18 protein-coding genes and 1 riboswitch are annotated in these 21,098 nt (G+C 63.0%); of the genes, 8 read left to right on the forward strand and 10 right to left on the reverse strand.

Annotated features, from left to right (window positions below; genetic code table 11):
- Window positions 1–54: 54 nt before the first annotated feature.
- The gene (locus B5V02_RS12665) at window positions 55–828 is read right to left on the reverse strand and encodes an amino acid ABC transporter substrate-binding protein (RefSeq protein ID WP_111544501.1); all 774 of its coding nucleotides are present in this window, start codon (window positions 826–828) and stop codon (window positions 55–57) included.
- A gap of 329 nt (window positions 829–1,157) precedes the next feature.
- Between B5V02_RS12665 and B5V02_RS12670 the strand changes: the two genes are divergently transcribed.
- Window positions 1,158–2,021, forward strand: a complete 864-nt coding sequence (locus tag B5V02_RS12670) for an RNA polymerase factor sigma-32 (RefSeq protein WP_111544502.1) — start codon at window positions 1,158–1,160, stop codon at window positions 2,019–2,021.
- A gap of 41 nt (window positions 2,022–2,062) precedes the next feature.
- Here B5V02_RS12670 and B5V02_RS12675 read toward each other — a convergent pair whose 3' ends face one another.
- The 4 genes from B5V02_RS12675 to thiB all read right to left on the reverse strand — a co-directional run bounded on the left by B5V02_RS12675 (window position 2,063) and on the right by thiB (window position 7,278).
- Window positions 2,063–3,532: a M48 family metalloprotease gene (locus B5V02_RS12675; RefSeq protein WP_111544503.1), complete on the reverse strand. Its 1,470-nt coding sequence runs from the start codon at window positions 3,530–3,532 to the stop codon at window positions 2,063–2,065.
- 258 nt (window positions 3,533–3,790) lie between these two features.
- Entirely contained in the window at window positions 3,791–4,573 is a 783-nt protein-coding gene (gene thiQ / locus B5V02_RS12680; RefSeq protein ID WP_111544504.1) for a thiamine ABC transporter ATP-binding protein, read from the reverse strand.
- Window positions 4,566–6,209 (reverse strand): thiamine/thiamine pyrophosphate ABC transporter permease, encoded by a 1,644-nt coding sequence (thiP, locus tag B5V02_RS12685; RefSeq protein WP_111544505.1) that lies wholly within the window; start codon window positions 6,207–6,209, stop codon window positions 4,566–4,568. The genes thiQ and thiP overlap by 8 nt, the downstream gene beginning before the upstream one ends.
- 70 nt (window positions 6,210–6,279) lie before the next feature.
- A complete protein-coding gene (gene thiB, locus B5V02_RS12690) occupies window positions 6,280–7,278 on the reverse strand; it encodes a thiamine ABC transporter substrate binding subunit (RefSeq protein WP_111544506.1) in 999 nt (332 codons plus the stop codon).
- A gap of 43 nt (window positions 7,279–7,321) precedes the next feature.
- A riboswitch (TPP riboswitch) is annotated at window positions 7,322–7,436 on the reverse strand.
- A gap of 88 nt (window positions 7,437–7,524) precedes the next feature.
- On the opposite strand from thiB, the gene B5V02_RS12695 reads away from it, so the two are divergent.
- From B5V02_RS12695 to B5V02_RS41525, 3 genes are all read left to right on the forward strand, one after another.
- Window positions 7,525–8,169 (forward strand): thiamine diphosphokinase, encoded by a 645-nt coding sequence (locus B5V02_RS12695; RefSeq protein WP_111544507.1) that lies wholly within the window; start codon window positions 7,525–7,527, stop codon window positions 8,167–8,169.
- A gap of 1 nt (window position 8,170) precedes the next feature.
- Window positions 8,171–9,991 carry an ABC-F family ATP-binding cassette domain-containing protein gene (locus tag B5V02_RS12700; protein WP_111544508.1) on the forward strand — a complete coding sequence of 607 codons (1,821 nt, stop codon included), beginning with the start codon at window positions 8,171–8,173 and terminating at the stop codon, window positions 9,989–9,991.
- 184 nt (window positions 9,992–10,175) lie between these two features.
- Complete coding sequence (locus B5V02_RS41525) at window positions 10,176–10,364, forward strand: type II toxin-antitoxin system CcdA family antitoxin (protein WP_245445893.1); 189 nt, start codon at window positions 10,176–10,178, stop codon at window positions 10,362–10,364.
- Here B5V02_RS41525 and B5V02_RS12710 read toward each other — a convergent pair.
- Window positions 10,333–11,985: a hypothetical protein gene (locus B5V02_RS12710; RefSeq protein ID WP_111544509.1), complete on the reverse strand. Its 1,653-nt coding sequence runs from the start codon at window positions 11,983–11,985 to the stop codon at window positions 10,333–10,335. The genes B5V02_RS41525 and B5V02_RS12710 overlap by 32 nt on opposite strands.
- 74 nt (window positions 11,986–12,059) lie before the next feature.
- Window positions 12,060–13,358 (reverse strand): adenylosuccinate synthase, encoded by a 1,299-nt coding sequence (locus B5V02_RS12715; RefSeq protein ID WP_111544510.1) that lies wholly within the window; start codon window positions 13,356–13,358, stop codon window positions 12,060–12,062.
- Window positions 13,359–13,571: 213 nt separating this feature from the next.
- Here B5V02_RS12715 and B5V02_RS12720 point away from each other — a divergent pair, with 213 nt between their 5' ends.
- Window positions 13,572–14,483, forward strand: coding sequence for a DMT family transporter (locus B5V02_RS12720; protein ID WP_111544511.1), 912 nt, complete (start codon window positions 13,572–13,574; stop codon window positions 14,481–14,483).
- Window positions 14,484–14,641: 158 nt separating this feature from the next.
- On the opposite strand, the gene serA is transcribed toward B5V02_RS12720, so the two are convergent.
- Together serA and B5V02_RS12735 are read right to left on the reverse strand one after the other, a co-directional pair.
- On the reverse strand, window positions 14,642–16,240 hold the full coding sequence (serA, locus tag B5V02_RS12730; RefSeq protein WP_111544512.1) for a phosphoglycerate dehydrogenase: 1,599 nt from the start codon (window positions 16,238–16,240) through the stop codon (window positions 14,642–14,644).
- Between the two features lie 144 nt (window positions 16,241–16,384).
- A complete protein-coding gene (locus B5V02_RS12735) occupies window positions 16,385–17,560 on the reverse strand; it encodes a phosphoserine transaminase (RefSeq protein ID WP_111544513.1) in 1,176 nt (391 codons plus the stop codon).
- Window positions 17,561–18,307: 747 nt separating this feature from the next.
- On the opposite strand from B5V02_RS12735, the gene B5V02_RS12745 reads away from it, so the two are divergent.
- Entirely contained in the window at window positions 18,308–19,351 is a 1,044-nt protein-coding gene (locus B5V02_RS12745) for a CHAT domain-containing protein (RefSeq protein WP_146606059.1), read from the forward strand.
- Between the two features lie 331 nt (window positions 19,352–19,682).
- On the forward strand, window positions 19,683–20,144 hold the full coding sequence (locus tag B5V02_RS12750; protein ID WP_111544515.1) for a phasin: 462 nt from the start codon (window positions 19,683–19,685) through the stop codon (window positions 20,142–20,144).
- A 72-nt stretch (window positions 20,145–20,216) separates the two neighbouring features.
- Here the strand turns inward: B5V02_RS12750 and B5V02_RS12755 are convergent, their stop codons facing one another.
- The gene (locus B5V02_RS12755) at window positions 20,217–20,396 is read right to left on the reverse strand and encodes a DUF3606 domain-containing protein (RefSeq protein ID WP_111544554.1); all 180 of its coding nucleotides are present in this window, start codon (window positions 20,394–20,396) and stop codon (window positions 20,217–20,219) included.
- Between the two features lie 472 nt (window positions 20,397–20,868).
- Between B5V02_RS12755 and B5V02_RS41100 the strand changes: the two genes are divergently transcribed.
- The coding region (locus tag B5V02_RS41100; RefSeq protein WP_208647072.1) for a hypothetical protein at window positions 20,869–21,098 on the forward strand (230 nt) is incomplete at its 3' end.

A 21,098-nucleotide genomic window follows, 5' to 3' on the forward strand; every position in this document is an offset into this window, starting at 1 on the left:
ACGGCTCGCCGCTTGATATCGCATGGGCCGGCGACCGGCCTCACCTCAATGAAATTACTTCGAAACGTCCTGGCCGAAATAGGTGTCGGCAATCTTCTTGTAGGTGCCGTCCACCTTGATATCGGCCAGCGCCTTGTTGATCGCCGCAACCAGGTCCGGATCGCCCTTGCGCACGATGACGCCGGAATAGTCGGCGTTTTCCTCTTGCGCGGCGATCTTCACATTGGCGTCGGGCTTGTGCTTCTTGAAGTCGAGAAACGACAGGCTGTCATTGATGGTGGCATCGGCGCGGCCGGTCAAAAGCAGCTGGATCGACTGGTCGAAGCCGTCGGTGCCGACGAGTTCGGCGCCATTCGTCTCGGCGAGCTTACCGAAATTCGAGGTCAGCGACTGCGCCGACTTCTTGCCCTTGAGATCGGCGAAGGTCTTGATGTCGGTGTTGTCGCCGCGCACGATCAGCACCGCCTTGGAGGCGATGTAGGGATCGGAGAAGTCGTACTTGGCCTTGCGGGCATCGGTAATGCCGACTTCGTTGATGACGGTATCATAGCGATTGGCATCGAGGCCGGCGATCAGCCCGTCCCACTTGCCTTCGAGGAACTCGGCCTTGACGCCGAGCTTGTCGGCGATCGCCTTGGCGATTTCGACATCGAAGCCGACCAGCGCGCCGGAAGTGTCATGATAGGTGAACGGCGCATAGGTGCCTTCCGTGCCGACCTTGATGACGCCTGCCTGCTTGATCTGGTCGAGATTGGCGCCGGCATGGCCTGACGTGACAGCCAGCGCCTGCAGCGTTCCGGCGATGATAAACGACTTGAGCCATTTCATTTTTCTGTGATCCCGTCCTTGGCCGGCTGTCCGGCATGTTGTGAGCGCTGGAAACTGACAGATACAAGTCGAAAAAATAAGGAACAGGATTTCAAAAACAACCAACTTCTGAAATCAGATTCTCGAAATAGCGCTTTTGGTTGCGATCGACACGACCGCGGATCATCGCCGGAACCCCTCAGGCAACTCGATCCAGCCGCCAACGGCCACGGAACCATTCTCGTGCATGGCACGTTCTGGATTTTCTAGGGCACGACGCCGCGATTTCAACCCGGGCGCCCTGCCAAGTTTGCAAAGTCATCCGCATCGCCTGAGCCAGGGAGCGCCTCATGATGGAAGACACTGCAGGACGGATCATGGTCCGCGCGGCAATGAGGGCTCCCTACCTCGAACGTGAAGAAGAGCACCGGCTCGCATTGCTCTGGAAAGAAGACAACGACCAGAACGCGCTGCACAGCATCACGGTTGCGCATATGCGGCTGGTCATTTCCATGGCCTCCAAATTCCGTCACTACGGTCTGCCGCTCGGCGATCTGATCCAGGAAGGTCATGTCGGCCTGCTTGAAGCCGCCGCCCGCTTCGAGCCCGAGCGCGAGGTGCGGTTTTCGACCTACGCGACGTGGTGGATCCGCGCCTCGATGCAGGACTACATCCTGCGCAACTGGTCGATCGTACGCGGCGGCACCAGCTCGGCGCAGAAGGCGCTTTTCTTCAACCTGCGACGTCTGCGCGCGCGGCTGGCCAACGGCACCGAACCTTTGTCCAACGCGACGCTCTATCGCGAAGTGTCGGAGGCACTCGGCGTCTCCGAGGCCGACGTGGCGATGATGGATTCGCGGCTGTCGGCGCCGGACTCCTCGCTCAACATGCCGATGGCCGACGATGCGGGTTCGACAGAGCGGATGGATTTCCTAGTCTCGGACGATCCATTGCCCGACGAGATCGTCGGCGACAAGATCGATGTCGCACGCCGTTCGCTCTGGCTGAGGGAAGCGCTTCGCGCGCTCAACGCGCGTGAGCTGAGGATCATCGAGGAACGCCGGCTGAACGACGAGGGTGCGACACTGGAAGCGCTTGGCGAGACGCTTGGCATCTCCAAGGAACGCGTCCGCCAGATCGAGGCGCGCGCCATGGAAAAGCTCAAGGTCGCGCTGGTGAAGCAGAACCCGGAATTTATGGCGACTGCCGCCTGATCCGCGGCAGGCGTCCAGCGGGGTGAGTTTGCGACGGACTCTTACTTGTCGGTGACGATCTTGACCTTGTCGCCGGCCGAGACCGCGGCCCCCGGCGACAGCGCATTGAGCACGCGGAACAGGTCGAGCTTGCGGTCGACACCAACCATCTGGGCGGAAAGCGAACCCATCGTCTGGCCGGGCTGAACGGTGACGACGCGGATATGCAGCGGCTTCAGCGCCGCTTTTTCCTCGGCACTGAGGATACGGAACGATCCGCTCACCGAACGCGCCACCGTATCCAGCGAGGTGCTGGCCGAGGGCGCCGCGGTCAGCAGCCGGTAGACCTGGCCGCCGGCGCGGATCACCGCGATATCGAACTGCCAGCCATCGGCACCGGCATGCGCGGTCGCCGCCTCGTTGCCGTTGATCGTTTCCTGCTTGACGGTGCTGTCGTCGAGACCAGCCACCCAGCCGCTGCGGATATAGTCGGTGAGCGCGCGGTTCCTGTCGATCGAGACGCCGTCGAAGCGGATCGCCATGTCGCCGGGCCCGGTTGCTGTCACCGCGGCGGCCGAATTGTCGATGATGAAGCCCTCGGGCACCGAGAAGGACACGCCGAGTCCCGGATGCAGGAAGGTTTCGCCGCGCACATAGCCTTCTTCCGGCGTGTCGCCATAGAGCAGACCGTCTATGCCGGCGAGGAAGGAATCGCGGTCGCGGGTGCCGACGCCGGGCGCACCGAACTGGCGGGCATGGCGCTGCGCCAGATCGATGCGCTGCGGCGTGTTGGGGTGGGTGGCCAGAAAGTCGAGGCTGGCGTCGGTGGCGCCACTGATCGAGCGGAAATCGGTATAGGCCGACATCGACTGCAGGAAGCGGCCGGCGGCGAAAGGATCGTAGCCGGCTTCGCCGATCGACTTGATGCCGATGGCGTCGGCCTCCAGCTCCTGGTTGCGCGAGAATTGCGCCAGCCTCAGCTTGCCACGGATCAGCGCCGCCTTGGCGGTCGGGCTATCGCCGAGCACATCGGAAACCACCTTGGTCGCCAGGCCTTCCTCGGCCTCCAGCTGCTGGCGCTGCAAGCCGTGATTGGCGGTGACGTGGCCCATCTCATGCGCGATGACCGCGGCAAGCTCGGCCGAATCATTGGCCAGCGCCAGCAGACCGCGCGTGATGTAGAGATAACCGCCCGGCAGCGCGAAGGCGTTGACGTTGGGCGAATTCAAAATGGTGATGCGGTAGGTCTGCGTCGGGTTGGCCGACACCACGGTCAGATTGCCGACCACCTTGGCAACCATGCGCTCGAGCTTGGGATCGGAATATTCGCCGCCATAGGTGGCCAGGATGCGCGGATGCTGTGCCTTGGCCAGTTCGGCGAGCTTGCTGTTGGCAGCGACGTTGTCGACCGTGATCGGCTTGTCGGAAGGCTGGAAGCCGGATTCCTGAACCTCGGGAGGCGTGAACATCTGGCAGCTCGCCAGCGCCACGGCAAAGCCGGCCAGCGCGAGAAAGCGCGCCAGCGGATTCATTCGTAGCCTGTCAACGCCGATCGCCAGAACGGCTTCCTTTCGGGTCCCGGCACATGACCACGAAAATCGGGGGCGATCTTCGGAACGTGTCATGCGCTATCTCAAACTGCTGCAGCATCCGGCGCGCGCCCCTCGGGGCGGGCGGCGGATGCTGCAGGCAAATCACGGCCTGTTGCCGGACCAGTAGGGGGACCTAGCCACACTCCTCCAGTCATGGCAAGCAAGCGCCACATCGCCTGGAGCCGGTTTGACCGTAAATTATGTCCGCTTCCGGGCAACATCTCGTGATACGGCATCCCCGGCACCTGCGCCGATATAGCGCCGGAACGCTTCCGGACCAGCCCCGGTGAAGAAATCATCCGCCTTGCCGGTTGCCGCGACCAATCCATTGTCCAGAAACACCATGTGCCCGCCGATGCGGCGGGCATCCTCCGGCTGGTGGGTGACGAACAGCACCGTCATGCCGCGTTCGGCGTGCACTGCGGCGACCAGATCCAGCATGTCGTCGCGCAGCGCCGGGCCGAGCGAGGCGAAGGGTTCGTCGAGCAGGAGCACCGGCCGGTCGCGCACCAGGACGCGGGCCAGGGCGACGCGCTGGCGTTCACCGCCGGAGAGTTCACGCGGCAGGCGCTTTTCCTTGCCGGCAAGGCCGGTGCGTTCGAGCGCCCCGGCGATCGCGGCACGATCCGCCTCGGTCAGCAGCAAGGATGGCGAGCGGCCGAGCCCGACATTCTGCTCGACGGAGAGGTGGGCAAAGAGATTGTTCTCCTGGAACACCATCGACACCGGCCGCGCTGACGGCGGCGCGGCGTTGACATCGGCCCCGCCGATTAGCACGCGGCCCGACTGCGGTACCTCGAAGCCGGCCACCAGGTTGAGCAGCGTCGACTTGCCAGAACCGCTCGGCCCCATGATGGCTGTGATTTTCGCCGCGGCGAAATCGACGTCAAAGACGAGCGGCGCCTCGCCATAGCTGAACGACACCTGGTCCAGCCGCACCGAAGCGCCCTTTTCAGACCTGCTGGCCGCCCCGTCAGGCATCCCGGTTCTTCTCCCTTCCCAGCCAGTGTGCGGCTACGATCAATGCGAGGCAGACGAGGCCAAGCAGCAGCGCCAGGCCGGCGGCGTCCTGCGTGCGGTAGCTGCCCATGCGCGCCAACAGAAGGTAGGGCAAGGTCTGCACGGAATCACTGCCGAACAGCGCGATGACGCCAAGATCGCCAAGCGACAGCGCCATGGCGAAAGCAAAGGCGGTGGCAAGCGGCCGCCGCAGCGACGGCCAGTCGACCAGCATCAAACGATTCCAGCCCGCAATGCCGAGCTGCGCACAAAGCCGTTCGTGACGCTCGCTCGCCGCATCATAGGCGGGACGGACAGCGCGCAGCGCGAACGGCATCGCCATCACCGCGTTGACGGCGACGACCATGACCGGGGCGATGGCAAAGACATCGCCGACATGGCGCAGCAACAGGAACCAGCCGGCGCCGACGACGATCGGCGGCACGACGAGGACGAAACCGGCGCCGGTATCAGCGGCGTGTTCCAGCATTGCCTTTGCGCCTGAGCGGTGGTTCAGCGCCAGCGCCCGGCGTGCCATGGTCAGCGCCAGCGACAGCGTCACGGAAAGCAGTGCTGACAGGAAGGCCAGCACCGCGCTGGTCAGCGTCGCCTGCCGCACGGCGACCTCGCCGGCAAGCCGGCCGAGATCGGCGCCAAGCCCGGCCATCACCGTGGCCGCCATCGGTCCGACAACGAACAGCAGCGCGAGCACGATGAGCACGACGTTCAGCAAGGTCTCGGTCCCATTGACGGAGAGGTAGCGGCGCGGCGCAACCGGCAGGTTGGTGTCGCCGACCACATTGGCGCCAAGCCGCGTCAGCGCCAGCACGACGACAAACGTCAAGGCGATCTGCAGCAATGTCAGGGTGACTGCCCGGGCAGGATCGAAATCGAAGCGCAGCGCCTGGTATATGCCGACCTCCAGCGTCGTCGCGGCTGGCCCGCCGCCGAGCGTCAGCACGATCGTGAACGAGGTGATGCAGAGCATGAAGACAAGCCCGGCAACACCCGGCAAGGCCGCACGCAGCGTAGGCCATTCGATCAGCCGGAACGCCGGCCGCGCGCCCATGCCGAGTTGGCTCGACAGCCGCCATTGGTCGGCGGGAATGGTCTGCAGCGCTTCGAGAAAGAGCCTTGTCGCCAACGGCAGGTTGAAGAAGACATGTGCGACGAGAATGCCGGGCAGGCCATAGATGCCCGGCCAGCTTCCACCGCCAATCCCCGTGAACACGCCGGCGAAATAGCCGGCGCGGCCATAAAGCGCCAGAATGCCGAGTGCCGCGACGATGGCCGGCAGCGCCAGCGGTACGGCGAACAGCTGCAGGATGAAGGCGCGGCCAAGGAAGCGTGGATGCCGTGACAGCGCGCGCGCCACGAACAGCGCCGGCCCGACCGAAAGCAGCGTCGAGAGCGCCGCTTGCCAGAGCGTGAAGCGAACGACGCGAAGCAGATAAGGATCGAAGGCCGCCCAGGCGCCGGAGAAGTCGTGAGCGCCTTCGAAAAGCAGTCCAGCAAACGCGCCGCCGATCAACAGCGAGATTGCGGCGAGCGCGATGACGCCGGCTGTGATGCGAGGGTCAGAGGATGCGCGCCGGGGTGGGGGTGAGGACGTCTTCAAGGTTGCAGCCCCCACCCCGCTCCGCTACGCGGATCGACCCTCCCCACAAGGGGGAGGGTGAAACGCGCTCTCATTTGCTCATTACCGCCAGCCATTCATCCACCCAGGCCTTGCGGTTGGCGGCAACCTCTTCGGGGCGGAACAGCAAGGTCTTGGTCGGCTTGACCAGTTTGTCGAAGGCCGGATTGAGCGGCTTGTCGGTCTTGCCGGCCGGGAACATCCAGTTGGTCTCGGGAATTGCGTCCTGGAATTTCGGTCCGGTCATGAAGGCCAGGAACTTTTCCGCCAGCGGATTCTTGGCCCCTGTCGTGGTGATGCCGGCGACCTCGATCTGCAGATATTCGCCCTCTTCGAACGACGCTGCCTGGTAGCGCTCGGTGTTCTCGGCGACCATGTGATAGGCCGGCGAGGTGGTGTAGGACAGCACCATCGGCGCCTCGCCCTTGGTGAACAGGCCGTAGGCCTCGCTCCAGCCCGGCGTCACGGTCAGCACCTTCGCCTTGAGCTTCGCCCAGGCCTCCGGCGCCTTGTCGCCATAGACCGACTTGACCCACAACAGCAGGCCGAGGCCCGGTGTCGAGGTGCGCGGATCCTGAATGACGATCTTGTCGTCGGCGCTGCCTTCGACCAGCTCCTTCAGGCTCTTCGGCGGGCTCTTCAGCTTCTCGGTGTCGTAGACGACAGCGAAATAGCCGTAGTCAAAAGGAACGAAAGTATCGTCGTTCCAGCCGCCCGGTACATTGACATCGGACACTGCGCCATGCGGCGCAAACAGGCCTGTGGCCTTGGCATCGGCGGTCAGATTGGTGTCGAGGCCGAGCACGATGTCGGCCTTCGTCGATGCCCCCTCCAGCTTGACGCGGTTGAGCAACGCGACGCCATCGGCGACCGAGACGAACTCGACATCGCAGCCGCATTCGGCCTCGAATTCCTTCTTCACTACGGGACCCGGACCCCAGTCGGCGGTGAAGCTCTCATAGGTGTAGACGGTGAGCTTGTCCTTGGCCAAGGCCGGCCCGGACAGGACCACAGCCATCGCAGAGACAAGAGAGTATAAAAGCGTGCGCATCGGCGCCTCCTTCGTTCGAATTGAAAGGAATTGAGGCGTCGGACTGTCCGAAACGTCTAATCCCTCCGCCGGTACAAACCGGATCAGGTTCAGCGGGTTGGCGAGTTTGCCTCTCAGCCGGTCCGCGAAGATCGCGTCCGGCACCCCGTTAGAGCGTTTCGACACATAGGCCCGGCCGATCAACCGCGCAAGTGGCAGTTTGCCGGCCTTCCGTTTCCCGTGCCGGGCTGGTAAGGGCCACACGATATGAGCACATTCACCATCTTGCTTGGCGGCGATCTCATCCGCACGCCACGGCTCGACCGGCAGGTCGAAGGCTCCCGCGTCATCGCCGCCGACGCCGGCATCGGCCATGCGCGCATGCTGGGCCTTGTCCCGGAACTGTGGGTGGGTGATTTCGATTCGGTGCCGGCCAACCTGCCGGATGATCTCGCCGCCGTGCCTCGCCGGACCTTCCCGGCGGAGAAGGACAAGACCGATGGCGAACTGGCCATCGCCGCCGCGCTGGAGCGCGGCGCGACCAGCCTGGTGCTCGCCGGCGCTTTCGGCGGCAAGCGCGCCGACCACGCTTTCCTGCATCTGGCGCTTGCCCTGCGGCTGGCCGAGGCCGGAACGAGGGTGCTTCTGAGCAGCGGCGCCCAGGAAGGCGTCCCGCTGCTGCATGGGAAAGCCGGCTTCGACTATGCCGACCGCACGCTGTTTTCGGTGCTCGGCTTTTCCGATCTTTCCGGCCTGACCGTCATCGGCGCCAAATGGCCGCTCGACCGCGTCAAGGTGGCGTTCGGCTCGTCATTGACCATCTCCAACGAGGTCAAGGGCCGCCTCGAAATCACACTCGGCCAAGGCCGCGCGCTGTTGCTCGCCCATCCTTATCCACTGCCTGAAAGCTGACATGGCCCCGCCCCTTCTCAATCTCGACGGGATAAAACTGACCTTCGGTGGCACGCCGCTGCTCGATGGCGCCGCCCTGACCGCGTCTGCCGGCGACAAGATCGCGCTGGTCGGCCGCAACGGGTCCGGCAAGTCGACGCTGCTGAAGATCGCCGCCGGCCTGATCGAGGCGCAGGACGGCGAGGTGTTCCGCCAGCCTTCGGCAACCATCCGCTATTTGCCGCAGATGCCCGACATGGAGGGTTTTGCGACCGTGCGCGCCTATGTCGAGGCTGGGCTCGGGCCTGCCGACGATCCATACCGCGCCAGCTATCTCATGGAGCATCTCGGCCTGTCGGGCGAGGAGCGGCCGAACGATCTTTCCGGCGGTGAGGCAAGGCGCGCAGCACTCGCTCGCGTCATGGCGCCGGAGCCCGATATTCTGCTGCTTGATGAGCCGACCAACCATCTCGATCTCTCGGTGATCGAATGGCTGGAAGAGGAGCTCGTCCGTACCTCCTCGGCGCTCGTCGTCATCTCGCATGACCGCCGCTTCCTCGAGCGCGTATCGCGCGCCACGGTCTGGCTCGATCGCGGCCAGACCCGCAGGTTGGACAAGGGCTTTGGCCACTTCGAGGAATGGCGCGACCTCGTGCTGGAAGAAGAAGAGCGTGAGCAGCACAAGCTCGGCCGCCAGATCGTGCGCGAGGAACACTGGCTGCGCTACGGCGTGACGGCGCGGCGCAAGCGCAACATGCGCCGGCTGGGCGAACTGCAGACCATGCGCCAGCGCTTCCGCGGCCATCGCGGCGCCGAAGGTTCGGCAACCATGGTGGCCAGCGACGCCGCCGAATCCGGCAAGCTGGTGATCGAGGCGAAAAACATCGAGAAGAGCTTTGACGACCTCACCGTGGTCAAGGGCTTCTCGACTCGCATCCAGCGCGGCGATCGCGTCGGCCTCGTCGGACCGAACGGCGCCGGCAAGACGACGCTGCTGAAGATGCTGACCGGCGAGATGAAGCCCGATTCCGGCTCGGTGCGGCTCGGCACCAATCTGGAGATCGCCACGCTCGACCAGAAGCGCGAAGCGGTCGACCCGCAAGAGACGCTGGCGCAATATCTCACCGACGGGCGCGGCGAGAACCTCGTCATCAATGGCGAGCAGCGCCATGTCGTCTCCTACATGAAGGATTTCCTGTTCAAGGCTGAGCAGGCACGCACGCCGGTGCGCGAGCTTTCAGGCGGCGAACGGGCGCGGCTCTTGCTGGCGCGTGTGCTGGCGCGGCCGGCAAACCTTCTGGTGCTCGATGAGCCGACCAACGATCTCGACATGGAGACGCTGGAGCTGCTGCAGGAACTGGTTGCCGGCTTTGCCGGCACCGTCATCCTGGTCAGCCACGACCGCGATTTCCTCGACCGCACCGTGACCAGCATCATCGCTCCGGACGGCGGCGGCCGCTGGATCGAATATGCCGGCGGCTATTCGGACATGCTGGCACAGCGCGGCGGCACCCGGCTCGACGACCGCAAGGCCCGGGCGAAGGCCGAAGCCGGCGAGGCCCCAGCGACGACCAAAAGTGAAGCCGCTGCGCCAAAGGGGCCGGCGAAGAAACTGTCGTTCAAGCAGAAGTTCGCGCTGGAATCCCTGCCCAAGAAAATCGAGGCCGTGATGGCTTCAATCTCCAGGCTTGAGAACAACATCGCCGATCCGGCCTACTACGAGCGCGATCCGGCCTCGTTCCAGAAAACCATCGCCGCGCTCGACAAGGAGCGCGCGACCCTGGCCGCACTCGAGGAAGAGTGGCTGGAACTGGAGATGCTGCGCGAGGAAATGGAAGGGTAATGGTGTTCGCAGGCTTTTTGCATCTATGTTGGACGCATAAAGGGACGCGAACTCCATGCTTCAATCGAAGCCGAAGCCTCGGCGAAAATCCGTCAGCATATTCATCAGGTCGCCGTTGATCGAAGACGCCAAAGCGTTGGGCATCGACATTTCTTGCGCCGCGGAGATGGGTATCGCGTAAGCGATCGCGGCGCAAAAGACGCGTCAATGGCAAGAAGAGAACAAGGAAGCCATTGCAAGCTGGAACGACTATGTCGGACGCAACGGACTGCGTCGGACGCAACGGACTGCCCCTAGCCAAATATCGGCTGTTTTGATGTCGCCTGACGAAGGCGCTCTTCTCAGCCCGCCGTCTTCGCCTGCCAGGCCTTGATCGCTTCGTCGAACACCTTCTCGCCGGGAATGCCCTTTTCCATGGTCAGCAGCGCCCGCCGTCCGGTCTTGTAGACGACTGGCACGTCGATCCAGTCCTGCCCGCGAAGCAAGGTCATGTTGGCGTCCTCATCGGCCTTGGTGTCGTTGAGGGCGACGAGGAAGAAACCGTCGGCGATCTTGGCCGGAATGCCGATCAGCGGGCTGCCGGCGTCCTGCTCCGAACTCTTCATCGCGACACGCAGGATGTTGTCGACACCGCCGCCTTCGAAGCCGTCGGGCGTCAGAAAGATCATCTCGATGATGTGGCTGGCCGGCAGTGTCTGGTCGGTGTTGCGGCGGATGGTCATGCGCAACTGGATGTCCTTGCCGGGAATGGTTGCCTCGGCGCGGATTGCCGGCTCCGGCGGCAGGTCGCCACCGGGCGATTCCTGCACCAGCGACCAGACGATGCTGCCGGGCTCCGCCGAACCCTGGGCGGTGCTGGTGCGCTCCTCATAGAAGATCGCCTTCTGGCCGACCGGCAGCGCGGTTTCCGCTGGCGCGGCTGCCGGTGCCGCCGGCGCGACGCCTGCCGGTGCTGGCGGAGTGGCGGCTGCAGCCGGCGCCGCAGGTGCAGCCCCCGCGGCAGGTGGCGTCGCCGGTGCCGTGCCGGGTGGCGGCGTTGTGGCGGGTGCGGCCGCGGGCGGAGTGCCGGCAGCCGGTGCAGAAACGGCTGGCGCGTTCGTCGCCGAGGGCGGCGTGGTCAGCGCGGCGACCGATTCGCCTTCGCCGATGCCGCTCTGTCCGCCGGCCGGGCCGGGGTCGACTTCGCTACCCTGCGGCGTCAGCCGCTGGGTGAATTTCGTGGCTTCGGTTTCCGTGCCGCCGGCTGCGGGTGCTGGCGGCGTTGCGGCGGCATCTTTTGCCGGCTTGGCCGGCGCCGGCTTCACCGGTTCGGTCTTCGCGACCTTGGTGCTGCCGTCAAGTCCCAGCATCTTGCTGAAGGCGTCCTTGTTCAGCCAGATGCCATAGCCGCCACCGGCAACAACCAGCAAGGCGACGACGGCGGCGATCAAGCCGCCATAGCTGCGCTTGCGTTCGGCGGGGCGCAGGCGCTGGAAAGTGTCCGACACCGGCTCTTCGTTGCTGGAAAAGACATCGACCCCGTCGTCGGCTTCTTCACCCTCCATCCCCGGAAGGGCCGTATCGGCGTGAGCAGCAGGCGCTGGGGTCGGCTTTTGCCAGCTAGGTTCGACCTTGGCGACAGGTGGTGGCGCCGGTCGATAAGGTTCCGGCTTGGCGAGAGGCGGCGGCGGCCAGGTCGGTTCTGCCTTCGCCGGTTGCCGTGTATGGCTCGGCTGGTTCTTGTTGCGGTCGATCGAGGAAAAGATGTGTTCCAGCTCCGCAAGCGGATCGGTCTCCGGCACGCTCTTGGCATAGTCCCGCTCGACACTTACGACAGCGTCTTCCAGGGAGCGCTTCTGTTTGGCTATGACCTCGGCAGACAGCGGCGGCGAAAACTCCGCAAGCTTCTTTTCGAGCGCGGAACGCGCGCCGTCATAGATCCGCTTGCGCGTATCGAGTCCCGGCTCGCCATGCTTGTCGAGCTGCCTTTTCAGAACAGAAACGAAATCTGCCATGCTTCGGTCGACCTGTATTTTGCTCCTGGGCCGGCCCCCGCAAATCAGCCGCGATGCCCGGAAAGGCTGAGAAACTAGTCTTGAAACGGATCGGTCACAAGTATCGTGTCGTCCCGTTCCGGGCTGGTGGACAGGAGTGCGACCGGGGCGCCGATCAACTCCTCGATGTAGCGGACATATTTGACGGCCTGGGCCGGCAGATCGTTCCAGCTGCGCGCGCCGGCGGTGGTGCCTTTCCAGCCCTCCAGCGTCTCGTAGACCGGTTCGACGCGTGCCTGCGCACCCTGGCTGGCCGGCAGATAGTCGATCATCTCGCCGTCGAGACGGTAGCCGGTGCAGACCTTGATCTCGACCAGCCCATCGAGCACGTCGAGCTTGGTCAGCGCGATGCCCTTGATGCCGTTGACGGCGACGGCCTGGCGCACCAGCACCGCGTCGAACCAGCCGCAGCGGCGCTTGCGGCCGGTGACGACGCCGAATTCATGGCCGCGCGTGCCGAGGAACTCGCCGATCTCGTTCTTCTGCTCGGTCGGGAACGGACCTTCGCCGACGCGCGTCGTATAGGCCTTGGTGATGCCGAGCACATAGCCGATGGCGCTTGGGCCGACACCGGAGCCGGCAGCCGCCTGGCCGGCGACCGTGTTCGACGAGGTGACGAACGGATAGGTGCCGTGGTCGATATCGAGCAGCGTGCCTTGCGCGCCCTCGAACAGGATGCGCTCGCCGGCGCGGCGCTTGTCGTCGAGGATTTTCCACACCCGGTCCATATAGGGCAGGATTTCGGCCGCGACCGAGGTCAGCTCATGCATGATCGCATCATGCGTGACTTCGGCATGGCCAAGCCCGCGACGCAGCGCATTGTGGTGCGTCAGCAGCCTGTCGACCTTCAAGGGCAGCGTTTCCAAATCCGCCAAATCCATCACCCTGACCGCGCGCCGGCCCACCTTGTCTTCATAGGCGGGGCCGATGCCACGACGGGTCGTGCCAATCTTCGTTCCGGAGTTGGAGGCGGCGTCCTCGCGGAATCCGTCCAGCTCCCGATGCAGGGACAAGATAAGCGCTGTGTTTTCGGCTATTTTCAGGCGATCCGGCGCCACTTCGACGCCTTGTGCCTTGAGCTTCGCCACTTCGGCGACGAAAGCATGCGGGTCGAAAACCACGCCATTGCCGATGATGGACAGCTTGCCCTGGCGCACGACGCCGGACGGAAGCAACGACAATTTGTAGACCTTGCCGTCGACGACCAGCGTGTGGCCGGCATTGTGGCCACCTTGGAAACGCACAACCACATCGGCGCGCTCCGACAGCCAGTCGACGATCTTGCCCTTGCCTTCGTCGCCCCACTGCGAGCCGACGACCACCACATTGGCCATGTTTCTTTTCCCTTGAGACGCCGCCGAGCGGCTTGAATATGGTTCGAAACGACAGGCCTCTATAACGTCAAGACCTCGTGAGCGCGACCTTTCTTTGCCGCCAAAAACGCGCTGAGGCACAACAATTTTCGGCTTTGACATCATTTACTTGGGCGGACGGGGACAATAGGCCGGCAAACACCGCAGCTCACCTCTGGCGGCCGGAATCCCGCGATGCATCGAAGCGCCTACATATTCCTGCTGCTCACCACCTTGCTGTGGGGCGGCAACTCGGTGGCCGGCAAGCTGGCGGTCGATCACGTCTCGCCGATGACACTCGTCTTCCTGCGCTGGGTGCTGGCCGTGGCGATCATGCTGCCAATCGGCTTGCAGACGATACGCAAGGACTGGCCGGTGGTGCGCAAGCACTGGCTCGTGCTGGCGGCACTTGGCGCCAGCGGCTTCACCTTGTTCAACACGATCTTCTACACGGCCCTCAACTACACGACGGCGATCAACGTCTCGATCGAACAGGCTGCGATGCCGATCCTGATCATCGTCGCCAATTTCGTCTTCTTCCGCTTGCGCGTGAACTGGGCGCAGATTGTCGGCGTCGTGCTGACCATCGCCGGCGTGGTCCTGACCGCCTGCCACGGCGACCCGCGCCGGCTGTTGACGCTGGAACTCAATTTCGGCGACGCCATCATGCTGGTCGCGGTGTTTCTCTACAGCGGCTATTCGGTCGGACTGCGGCTGAAGCCCGTGATGCACTGGCAGAGCCTGATGCTGGCCCTGTCGGTTGCGGCACTTGTCACCTCGCTGCCCTTCTTCCTATGGGAGGTCGCCGCCGGCAAGGTCATCGTGCCCGACGCGCGCGGCTGGGCGGTCATCGTCTATACCGCGATCGGCGCCTCGGTCATCTCGCAGATCTTCTACATCAGGGGCAACGAACTGATCGGCGCCAACCGCGCCGGCCTGTTCATCAACCTGGTGCCGATCTTCGGCACCCTGCTTTCGGTGCTGATCGTCGGCGAGACGTTCCAGCTCTATCAGGCACTGGCTCTGGTGCTTGTGCTGGGCGGCATCGGGCTTGCCGAATACAGCGGGCGCAAGGCAGCGAAGCTGCCGTCAGCCGGGGCACGCTGAACAAACAAAAGGCGCGGACCAGGCCGCGCCTTTCGATCTTTCCTAATGCATGTCGCCCAAAAGTGGCCCCGGTTTTGGGAGAACGACATGCATAAAAACAAAGACCTAAAGCGCGTCGCATGGGTCCGTTCAAACGCGACGCGCTTTAGCAGGTCGGGTCACATCGCGTTGACGTCGAAATGCAGCCGCTTGGCCGAGTCGATCGACTTGTGCGCCTTGACCTGCTCCAGCACATTCTCCGGGAACGGTGCATCGAGATAGAGCAGCGCGATGGCATCGCCACCCGGCCGGTTGCGGCCAAGCTGGAAGTTGGCGATGTTGACGCCGTTCTCGCCGCACACCGTGCCCAGCAGGCCGATGATGCCCGGCGCGTCGGCATTGGTCGTATAGAGCATGTGCTGGCCGACCTCGGCGTCGAGATTGATGCCCTTGATCTGGATGAAGCGCGGCTTGCCATCCGAGAAGCAGGTGCCGGCGATCGAGCGCGTCTTGTGTTCGGTCGTGACCGTCAGCTTGATGTAGCCGTCGAACACCCCCGACTTGTCGCGCTTGACCTCGGCAACGATGATGCCGCGCTCCTTCACCATGATCGGCGCCGACACCATGTTGACGTCGGAGACCTGCGGCCGGATCAGCCCTGCAAGTGTGGCGCTGATCAGCGCGCGCGTGTTCATCGTCGCGGTCGAGCCGTCGAACAGGATCTCGACCTCCTTGATCGGGTCTTCGGTGACCTGGCCGACAAAGGCGCCGAGCACTTCGGCGAGCTTGACGAAGGGCTTGAGTCGCGGCGCTTCCTCGGCGGTGATCGACGGCATGTTGATGGCGTTGGAGACGGCGCCCTTGATCAGGTAGTCGGCCATCTGCTCGGCGACCTGCAGGGCGACATTCTCTTGCGCCTCCGTCGTCGAGGCGCCGAGATGCGGCGTCGCCACCACGTTCTCCATGCCGAACAATTCATTGTTCTCGGCCGGTTCGACCTCGAACACGTCGATACCGGCACCGGCCACCTTGCCGCTCTTCAGCGCCGCGATCAGGTCGGCCTCGACGACCAGCCCGCCACGCGCGCAGTTGATGATGCGCACGCCATTCTTCATCTTGGCGATCGCGGCGGCATCGATGATGTTGCGCGTCTTGTCGGTCAGCGGCGTGTGCAGAGTGATGAAGTCTGCGCGGGCGAAAAGCTCGTCCAGTTCGACCTTGTCGACGCCAAGCTCCTCGGCACGCTTGTCCGACAGGAACGGGTCGAAGGCGATGACATGCATCTTCAGGCCGACGCCGCGCGTCGCGACGATCGAGCCGATGTTGCCGCAGCCGATGACGCCCAACGTCTTGCCGGTGATCTCGACGCCCATGAAGCGGTTCTTTTCCCATTTGCCGGCATGGGTCGAGGCGTTGGCTTCCGGGATCTGGCGCGCCAGCGCAAAGATCATTGCCACCGCATGTTCGGCGGTGGTGATCGAATTGCCGAAGGGCGTGTTCATCACGATGATACCCTTGCGGCTCGCCGCCGGGATATCGACATTGTCGACGCCGATGCCGGCGCGGCCGATAACCCTAAGATTGGTGGCGGCATTGATCAGCTTTTCGGTGACCTTGGTCGCCGAGCGGATGGCGAGGCCATCATACTGGCCGATCACTTCGGCGAGCTTTTCCTTGTCCTTGCCGAGGTCGGGCAGATAGTCGACCTCGACGCCGCGATCCTTGAAGATCTGCACGGCGGTGGGAGAAAGTTTGTCTGAGACGAGAACGCGAGGCATGGATTTGATCCTTTGATTGGCGTCCCTCCCCTTTGGGGAAGGTCGGCGCGAAAGCGCCGGGATGAGGTCCTTGCGGCCGGATGTGGCCTAAATCTTCTGGATGTTGGATCGTTGAGCCGGGCAAACCCACCCGGCCCTTCGGAGTCAGGCCGCTGCCTTGAGCGACGCCTTTTGCGCGGCAAAGGCCCAGTCGAGCCAGGACAGCAGCGCCTCGAGATCGGACGTCTCGACCGTCGCGCCGCACCAGATGCGTAGGCCGGGCGGTGCGTCGCGATAGGCGCCGATGTCATAGGCGACGCCTTCCTTGTCGAGCACTGAGACCAGCCCCTTGGCGAAAGCCGCCTGTCCGTCGGCGTCGAGCGCGGACACGTCCGGGTCGGTGAAGGACAGGCAGACCGAGGTGTTCGACCGCGTCGCCGGCTCGACGGCGAGATGACCGAGCCATGAGGACTTGCCGACAAAGCGATCGAGGACCGCCGCATTGGCATCCGCTCTGGCGATCAGCGCCTCGAGGCCGCCGATCGATTTCGCCCAGTGCAGCGCATCGAGATAATCCTCGACGCACAGCATCGACGGCGTGTTGATGGTTTCGCCCTTGAAGATGCCTTCGATCAGCTTGCCGCCCGAGGTCAGGCGGAAGATTTTAGGCAGCGGCCAAGCCGGCTTGTAGGTCTCCAGTCGCTCGACGGCGCGAGGCGACAGGATCAGCATGCCATGCGCGCCCTCGCCGCCCAGCACCTTCTGCCAGGAGAAGGTGACGACATCCAGCTTCTGGAAATCGAGCCTTTGCGCAAATGCGGCCGAGGTGGCATCGCAGATGGTCAGGCCCTTGCGATCCGCAGGAATGAAATCGCCATTCGGCACCCGCACGCCGGACGTGGTGCCGTTCCAGGTGAAGACCACATCGCGATCGAAGTCGATCTTGGCTAGGTCGGGCAATTGGCCGTAGCCGGCCTCGATCTTGCGCACGTCGGCAAGCCTGAGTTGCTTGACCACATCGGTGACCCAGCCTGAGCCAAAGCTCTCCCAGGCAACCATGTCGACGCCGCGCTCGCCGAGCAGCGACCACAGCGCCATCTCGACCGCGCCGGTGTCCGACGCCGGCACGATGCCGATGCGATAGTCCGCCGGAACCTGGAGGATTTCGCGCGTCAGCTCGATCGCCTGTTCGAGCTTGGCCTTGCCGATCTTGGCGCGGTGGGAACGGCCGAGCGCGGCATTGTTCAGCGCCTCGGCCGACCAGCCGGGGCGTTTTGCGCAGGGACCTGAAGAAAAGTTGGGATTGGCCGGACGGAGTCCGGGCTTCGTATGTGTCGTCATCGTGGTCTATCCTTCCAGATAGTGGCCCCTCGTTGGGGAGGGGTGGCCCACTCGCGGACATACTCGAACGCCTAGAAAACCGCAAGAGACAAAAGGATTTGGCCGCAGAGCACCTGCAGGTTCGCGCGCGTCTATGCGGAACGACGCGTGAACGCGCCAATTGAATTGACACACCAGTGACACAAGACGGCCGGGGTTGTTCCCGGCTCGTTCTGGGAGGCCCACGGATGGTCGCGTCGGTCGAGGTTGGTAGCGCACCTCGTTCGGGACGAGGGGGTCGCAGGTTCAAATCCTGCCACTCCGACCAGAAAAAACAACGTGTTAGCGCATCCCGACTTTGGCGCCCCCACAGATATCCCCACAGAAAAATGGAAAAGCATCTAGGCCGCTCGATGCAGCTGGCAGACGCATAGCTATCAAACCGCGACACGCTATTGCTGCCCATCTCACTCGCCAGCCCAGGTCGGCTTGCTTCCGGCGCTTAACCACTGGCGATTTTGCAGATGGCTCTCATCTCGCCATCTATGTCTGCTTCGCGCCAAACGTGTTCGATCGCCCCCAGTTGTCGAATGACTTCAATTGGGCCGTGAACGGACCGTCCGTTCTCGGGCGAGGAAAAGGTGAAAGCTGCCGCCCATTGATGCCTCACCTCAATGGCCGATAGCGAGCCGATTATGTTGAAGAAGTCGGCTGTTGGCGGAGGCACAATATGGGCTAGAACAGGAAAGAAACACGAGGCTGCTCAGAATGTCGATGACGGACTCACACCGTCGAGAACTAGCCCGGTTGATCGAAAAGGAAGCGAGCTTGCGCAAGGAGTTGCAAAGGCATGGGGCCGATTCAGCTAAGGCAAACGAAAGCGCTCATCGCTATGCGGACCAGGCCCGAAGGGCCTCCAACATTTCATCAATGCAAGGCGCCATGAGGTCGAGTCAGCGTGAAACCGACAAGGCCGTACAGGCAGGAAATAAGGCAGCAAATGTAACCAACAAGCTCGCGGATAACGCGCGCGCTCAGGCAAACCGACGGCGCTGGCTGGAATCTTCCGAGAAGTCCGATCGGCAGGCTCAGGATCGCGAGGCAGAAAAACGACGGCAAAAGGAAAAGGCTCATCTTCGCGAGATCGCCCGCCTCTCCGCGCCTACCGTCCACTTCGTCCACATCAGGCCGCCAGAGCCGGAGAAGCTACGGGTTCTATATCTAACCGCCAACCCCGGAATGGATCTGCGTACCGATACTGAGGTTCGTCAAGTGCAGCAGTCCCTTCGTGGCGCAAAGTATCGCGATCTTGTTGCTATCGAGCAGCGCCCCGCCGCGACCTTTCAGGACTTGATTGACGGGCTCAACGATGTCCGGCCTCATGTCATCCATTTTTCGGGTCACGGCGGCGGGGAAAGCCTGCTAATGGACGGCGGGATGCTCGAAACCGCGTCTGAGCGGCAAGTGTCGTTTCAGTTGCTGGTCAAGGCGCTCGATGCAACTGATAGTCCCTCGACGCTCCTTGTTCTTAATGCTTGCGACACGCTGGACGGAGCGGATGTCATTTTGCCTGCCGTCCCGGTCGTAATTGCAATGTCCGACAGCGTGCTGGACCTTGCAGCCATTCTTTTCGCCCAGCAGTTCTATGCAGCCCTTGCCAGCGGGCAGTCGATCGGCAGCGCGCTCAAGCAGGCTAAGGTGGCGATAGAGGCCGCGATGATCGATGGTGCCGCAACCGAGTTGCCCCGGTATATCGCTCGCGACGACGTGGACATCTCAACGTTGGTCTTAGTCAAAGTTCAAGAGCATTAAGCAATCCGTTGCCGCAGAAGGCCATGACAGCTGTTAGCATCCTCGGGCAATTCCGGAACGCGAGCCAACCGTGCGCGGTCACTCCCGTGCACCCCGACGGTGTGCTGTCTCCTTAGCGGCGCGAGGCAGAAACATTCGCATGGCCTACAAAAGGTGGCTGATCCGCGAGCGTCAAGGATTCTCTGCCGGTCGTTCCCACGCCTCACGGCCCACCAACAATCTTTGGTGCAGTGCAATATAGATGTTGCATTGCACACAGGTTTCCGTACGTAATGCTCCAAACGAACGAGACGGCTTTCTGTCAAAGCCGCCGCCTCTGAAAGGATGGAAAATGTCCAAGACCACGGAAAATACCCCTGAATTTCTCGAGAACGTAAGCTCCGCGTTGGACCCTTCCAAGGCTATCGAATATGTGAGCGCGGCTACCGAAAAGGGCGTCGAGCAGACGAAGGAAGCCTATGCCAAGGTGAAGACCGGCGCCGAGGAGACCCAGAAGGCTCTCGAGGCGAGCTTCGAAACCGCCAAAGCCGTTGGCAGCAATCTGTCGCTGAAGACAATTGCCGTTCTGCGCGCCAATACTGAAGCCGCCTTCTCGCACTTTGAAGCTCTGGTGAGCGTTAAATCGCCTTCCGAATTCGTGGAACTGCAGACCGCTTTCGTCCGCAAGCAGGTTGAACAGACCGTCGAGCAGGCCAAGGAACTCCAGGCCGCCGCTACCAAAGCCGCCGAGGACATATCCAGGCCCATCAAGTCCGCCTTCGAGAAGGCGGTCAAGGAACTCAAGGTCGCCTAATTTTTCTTGGGGCGGAGCCTTGGTCGCTAGCCGCATGATTTGCCGCACCTCTTCATACGCGAGTGTGGTGCGTCAGCTTTCGGCCTTGTAGTTCTCGGCTTTGTCCTTGATCTTCGCCCAATCGTTGCCGTGCTTACGGAGCAGCGCGCGCGCCTGATTGGGTGATAAGTCGGTAGTTTCGGCTAGGTGTTGCACCTCCAACTCCTGGCCCTTCACCACGCGGCTGGTGTCGCTCGTTTTTTTGACAGCCATTTCTTCGTTCTCCTCCTGCATACCAGTCAGATGAACGAGCATTTGATGTGCATGGTTCCAACCTATGGAACAATCCATCTTCCGCCGAGTTACCCCCGCTCGGCAGCCTAGGGCCGTTTGCCGACCGGCAGTTTCTGGCGTCCAAAAAGCGATAGCGGACAATCGATCCGGTAGGTCAGAGGTCCCTGACTGACCCCATCCGGGACATTGCCCAGCACCGGCTTGTTGTCCGCTCTTACGGATGAAGCAGTCATCGACGAAGCCCACGGCGCGGACTACGAGGTCTCTGGCGGCCGGATTCTTGCGCGGATCGGGGCCGGGAAGCTGGGCATTCTTAGGAGTTGCGAGCCTCGTCAATCTCACGCGATAGCCTGACGATTTTCCAATGTTCTACTTGCGGAGACCAGCACGCCCAGTACGGCTCGTTCCGCAACGAAAAGCCTGCTAGTGTCTGCTTCTGGCGGGAGGACAGATGTGCAGCACGCTTCCTACGCACGCGGTAGAGGCCAATACGATTGCGCCTGGGCCGCGGATTTGGCAGCTCTATCTCGTACTTGGTTTCTTCCAATTCGTTATCAGTCTTCAGGGAAACATCTTTCCATTCCTGAGGGTCGAACTCGACATCAGCTACCGCACGATCGGCCTCCATCCGACCGCATTCGCCTGCGGGATCATTCTGGTGGGGTTGCTCGGTCCGCGGGT

Origin of the sequence: Mesorhizobium kowhaii, from assembly GCF_003253745.1 — a bacterium.
Taxonomy (GTDB): Bacteria; Pseudomonadota; Alphaproteobacteria; order Rhizobiales; family Rhizobiaceae; genus Mesorhizobium; species Mesorhizobium kowhaii.

What these genes read in the sequence shown, in the direction of transcription:
- B5V02_RS12665 (WP_111544501.1), bottom strand. Translation starts at nt 828, where the DNA reads ATGAAATGGCTCAAGTCGTTTATCATCGCCGGAACGCTGCAGGCGCTG.
- B5V02_RS12670 (WP_111544502.1), top strand. Translation starts at nt 1,158, where the DNA reads ATGATGGAAGACACTGCAGGACGGATCATGGTCCGCGCGGCAATGAGG.
- B5V02_RS12675 (WP_111544503.1), bottom strand. Translation starts at nt 3,532, where the DNA reads ATGAATCCGCTGGCGCGCTTTCTCGCGCTGGCCGGCTTTGCCGTGGCG.
- thiQ (WP_111544504.1), bottom strand. Translation starts at nt 4,573, where the DNA reads ATGCCTGACGGGGCGGCCAGCAGGTCTGAAAAGGGCGCTTCGGTGCGG.
- thiB (WP_111544506.1), bottom strand. Translation starts at nt 7,278, where the DNA reads ATGCGCACGCTTTTATACTCTCTTGTCTCTGCGATGGCTGTGGTCCTG.
- B5V02_RS12695 (WP_111544507.1), top strand. Translation starts at nt 7,525, where the DNA reads ATGAGCACATTCACCATCTTGCTTGGCGGCGATCTCATCCGCACGCCA.
- B5V02_RS12700 (WP_111544508.1), top strand. Translation starts at nt 8,171, where the DNA reads ATGGCCCCGCCCCTTCTCAATCTCGACGGGATAAAACTGACCTTCGGT.
- B5V02_RS12710 (WP_111544509.1), bottom strand. Translation starts at nt 11,985, where the DNA reads ATGGCAGATTTCGTTTCTGTTCTGAAAAGGCAGCTCGACAAGCATGGC.
- B5V02_RS12715 (WP_111544510.1), bottom strand. Translation starts at nt 13,358, where the DNA reads ATGGCCAATGTGGTGGTCGTCGGCTCGCAGTGGGGCGACGAAGGCAAG.
- B5V02_RS12720 (WP_111544511.1), top strand. Translation starts at nt 13,572, where the DNA reads ATGCATCGAAGCGCCTACATATTCCTGCTGCTCACCACCTTGCTGTGG.
- serA (WP_111544512.1), bottom strand. Translation starts at nt 16,240, where the DNA reads ATGCCTCGCGTTCTCGTCTCAGACAAACTTTCTCCCACCGCCGTGCAG.
- B5V02_RS12735 (WP_111544513.1), bottom strand. Translation starts at nt 17,560, where the DNA reads ATGACGACACATACGAAGCCCGGACTCCGTCCGGCCAATCCCAACTTT.
- B5V02_RS12745 (WP_146606059.1), top strand. Translation starts at nt 18,308, where the DNA reads ATGTCGATGACGGACTCACACCGTCGAGAACTAGCCCGGTTGATCGAA.
- B5V02_RS12750 (WP_111544515.1), top strand. Translation starts at nt 19,683, where the DNA reads ATGTCCAAGACCACGGAAAATACCCCTGAATTTCTCGAGAACGTAAGC.
- B5V02_RS12755 (WP_111544554.1), bottom strand. Translation starts at nt 20,396, where the DNA reads ATGGCTGTCAAAAAAACGAGCGACACCAGCCGCGTGGTGAAGGGCCAG.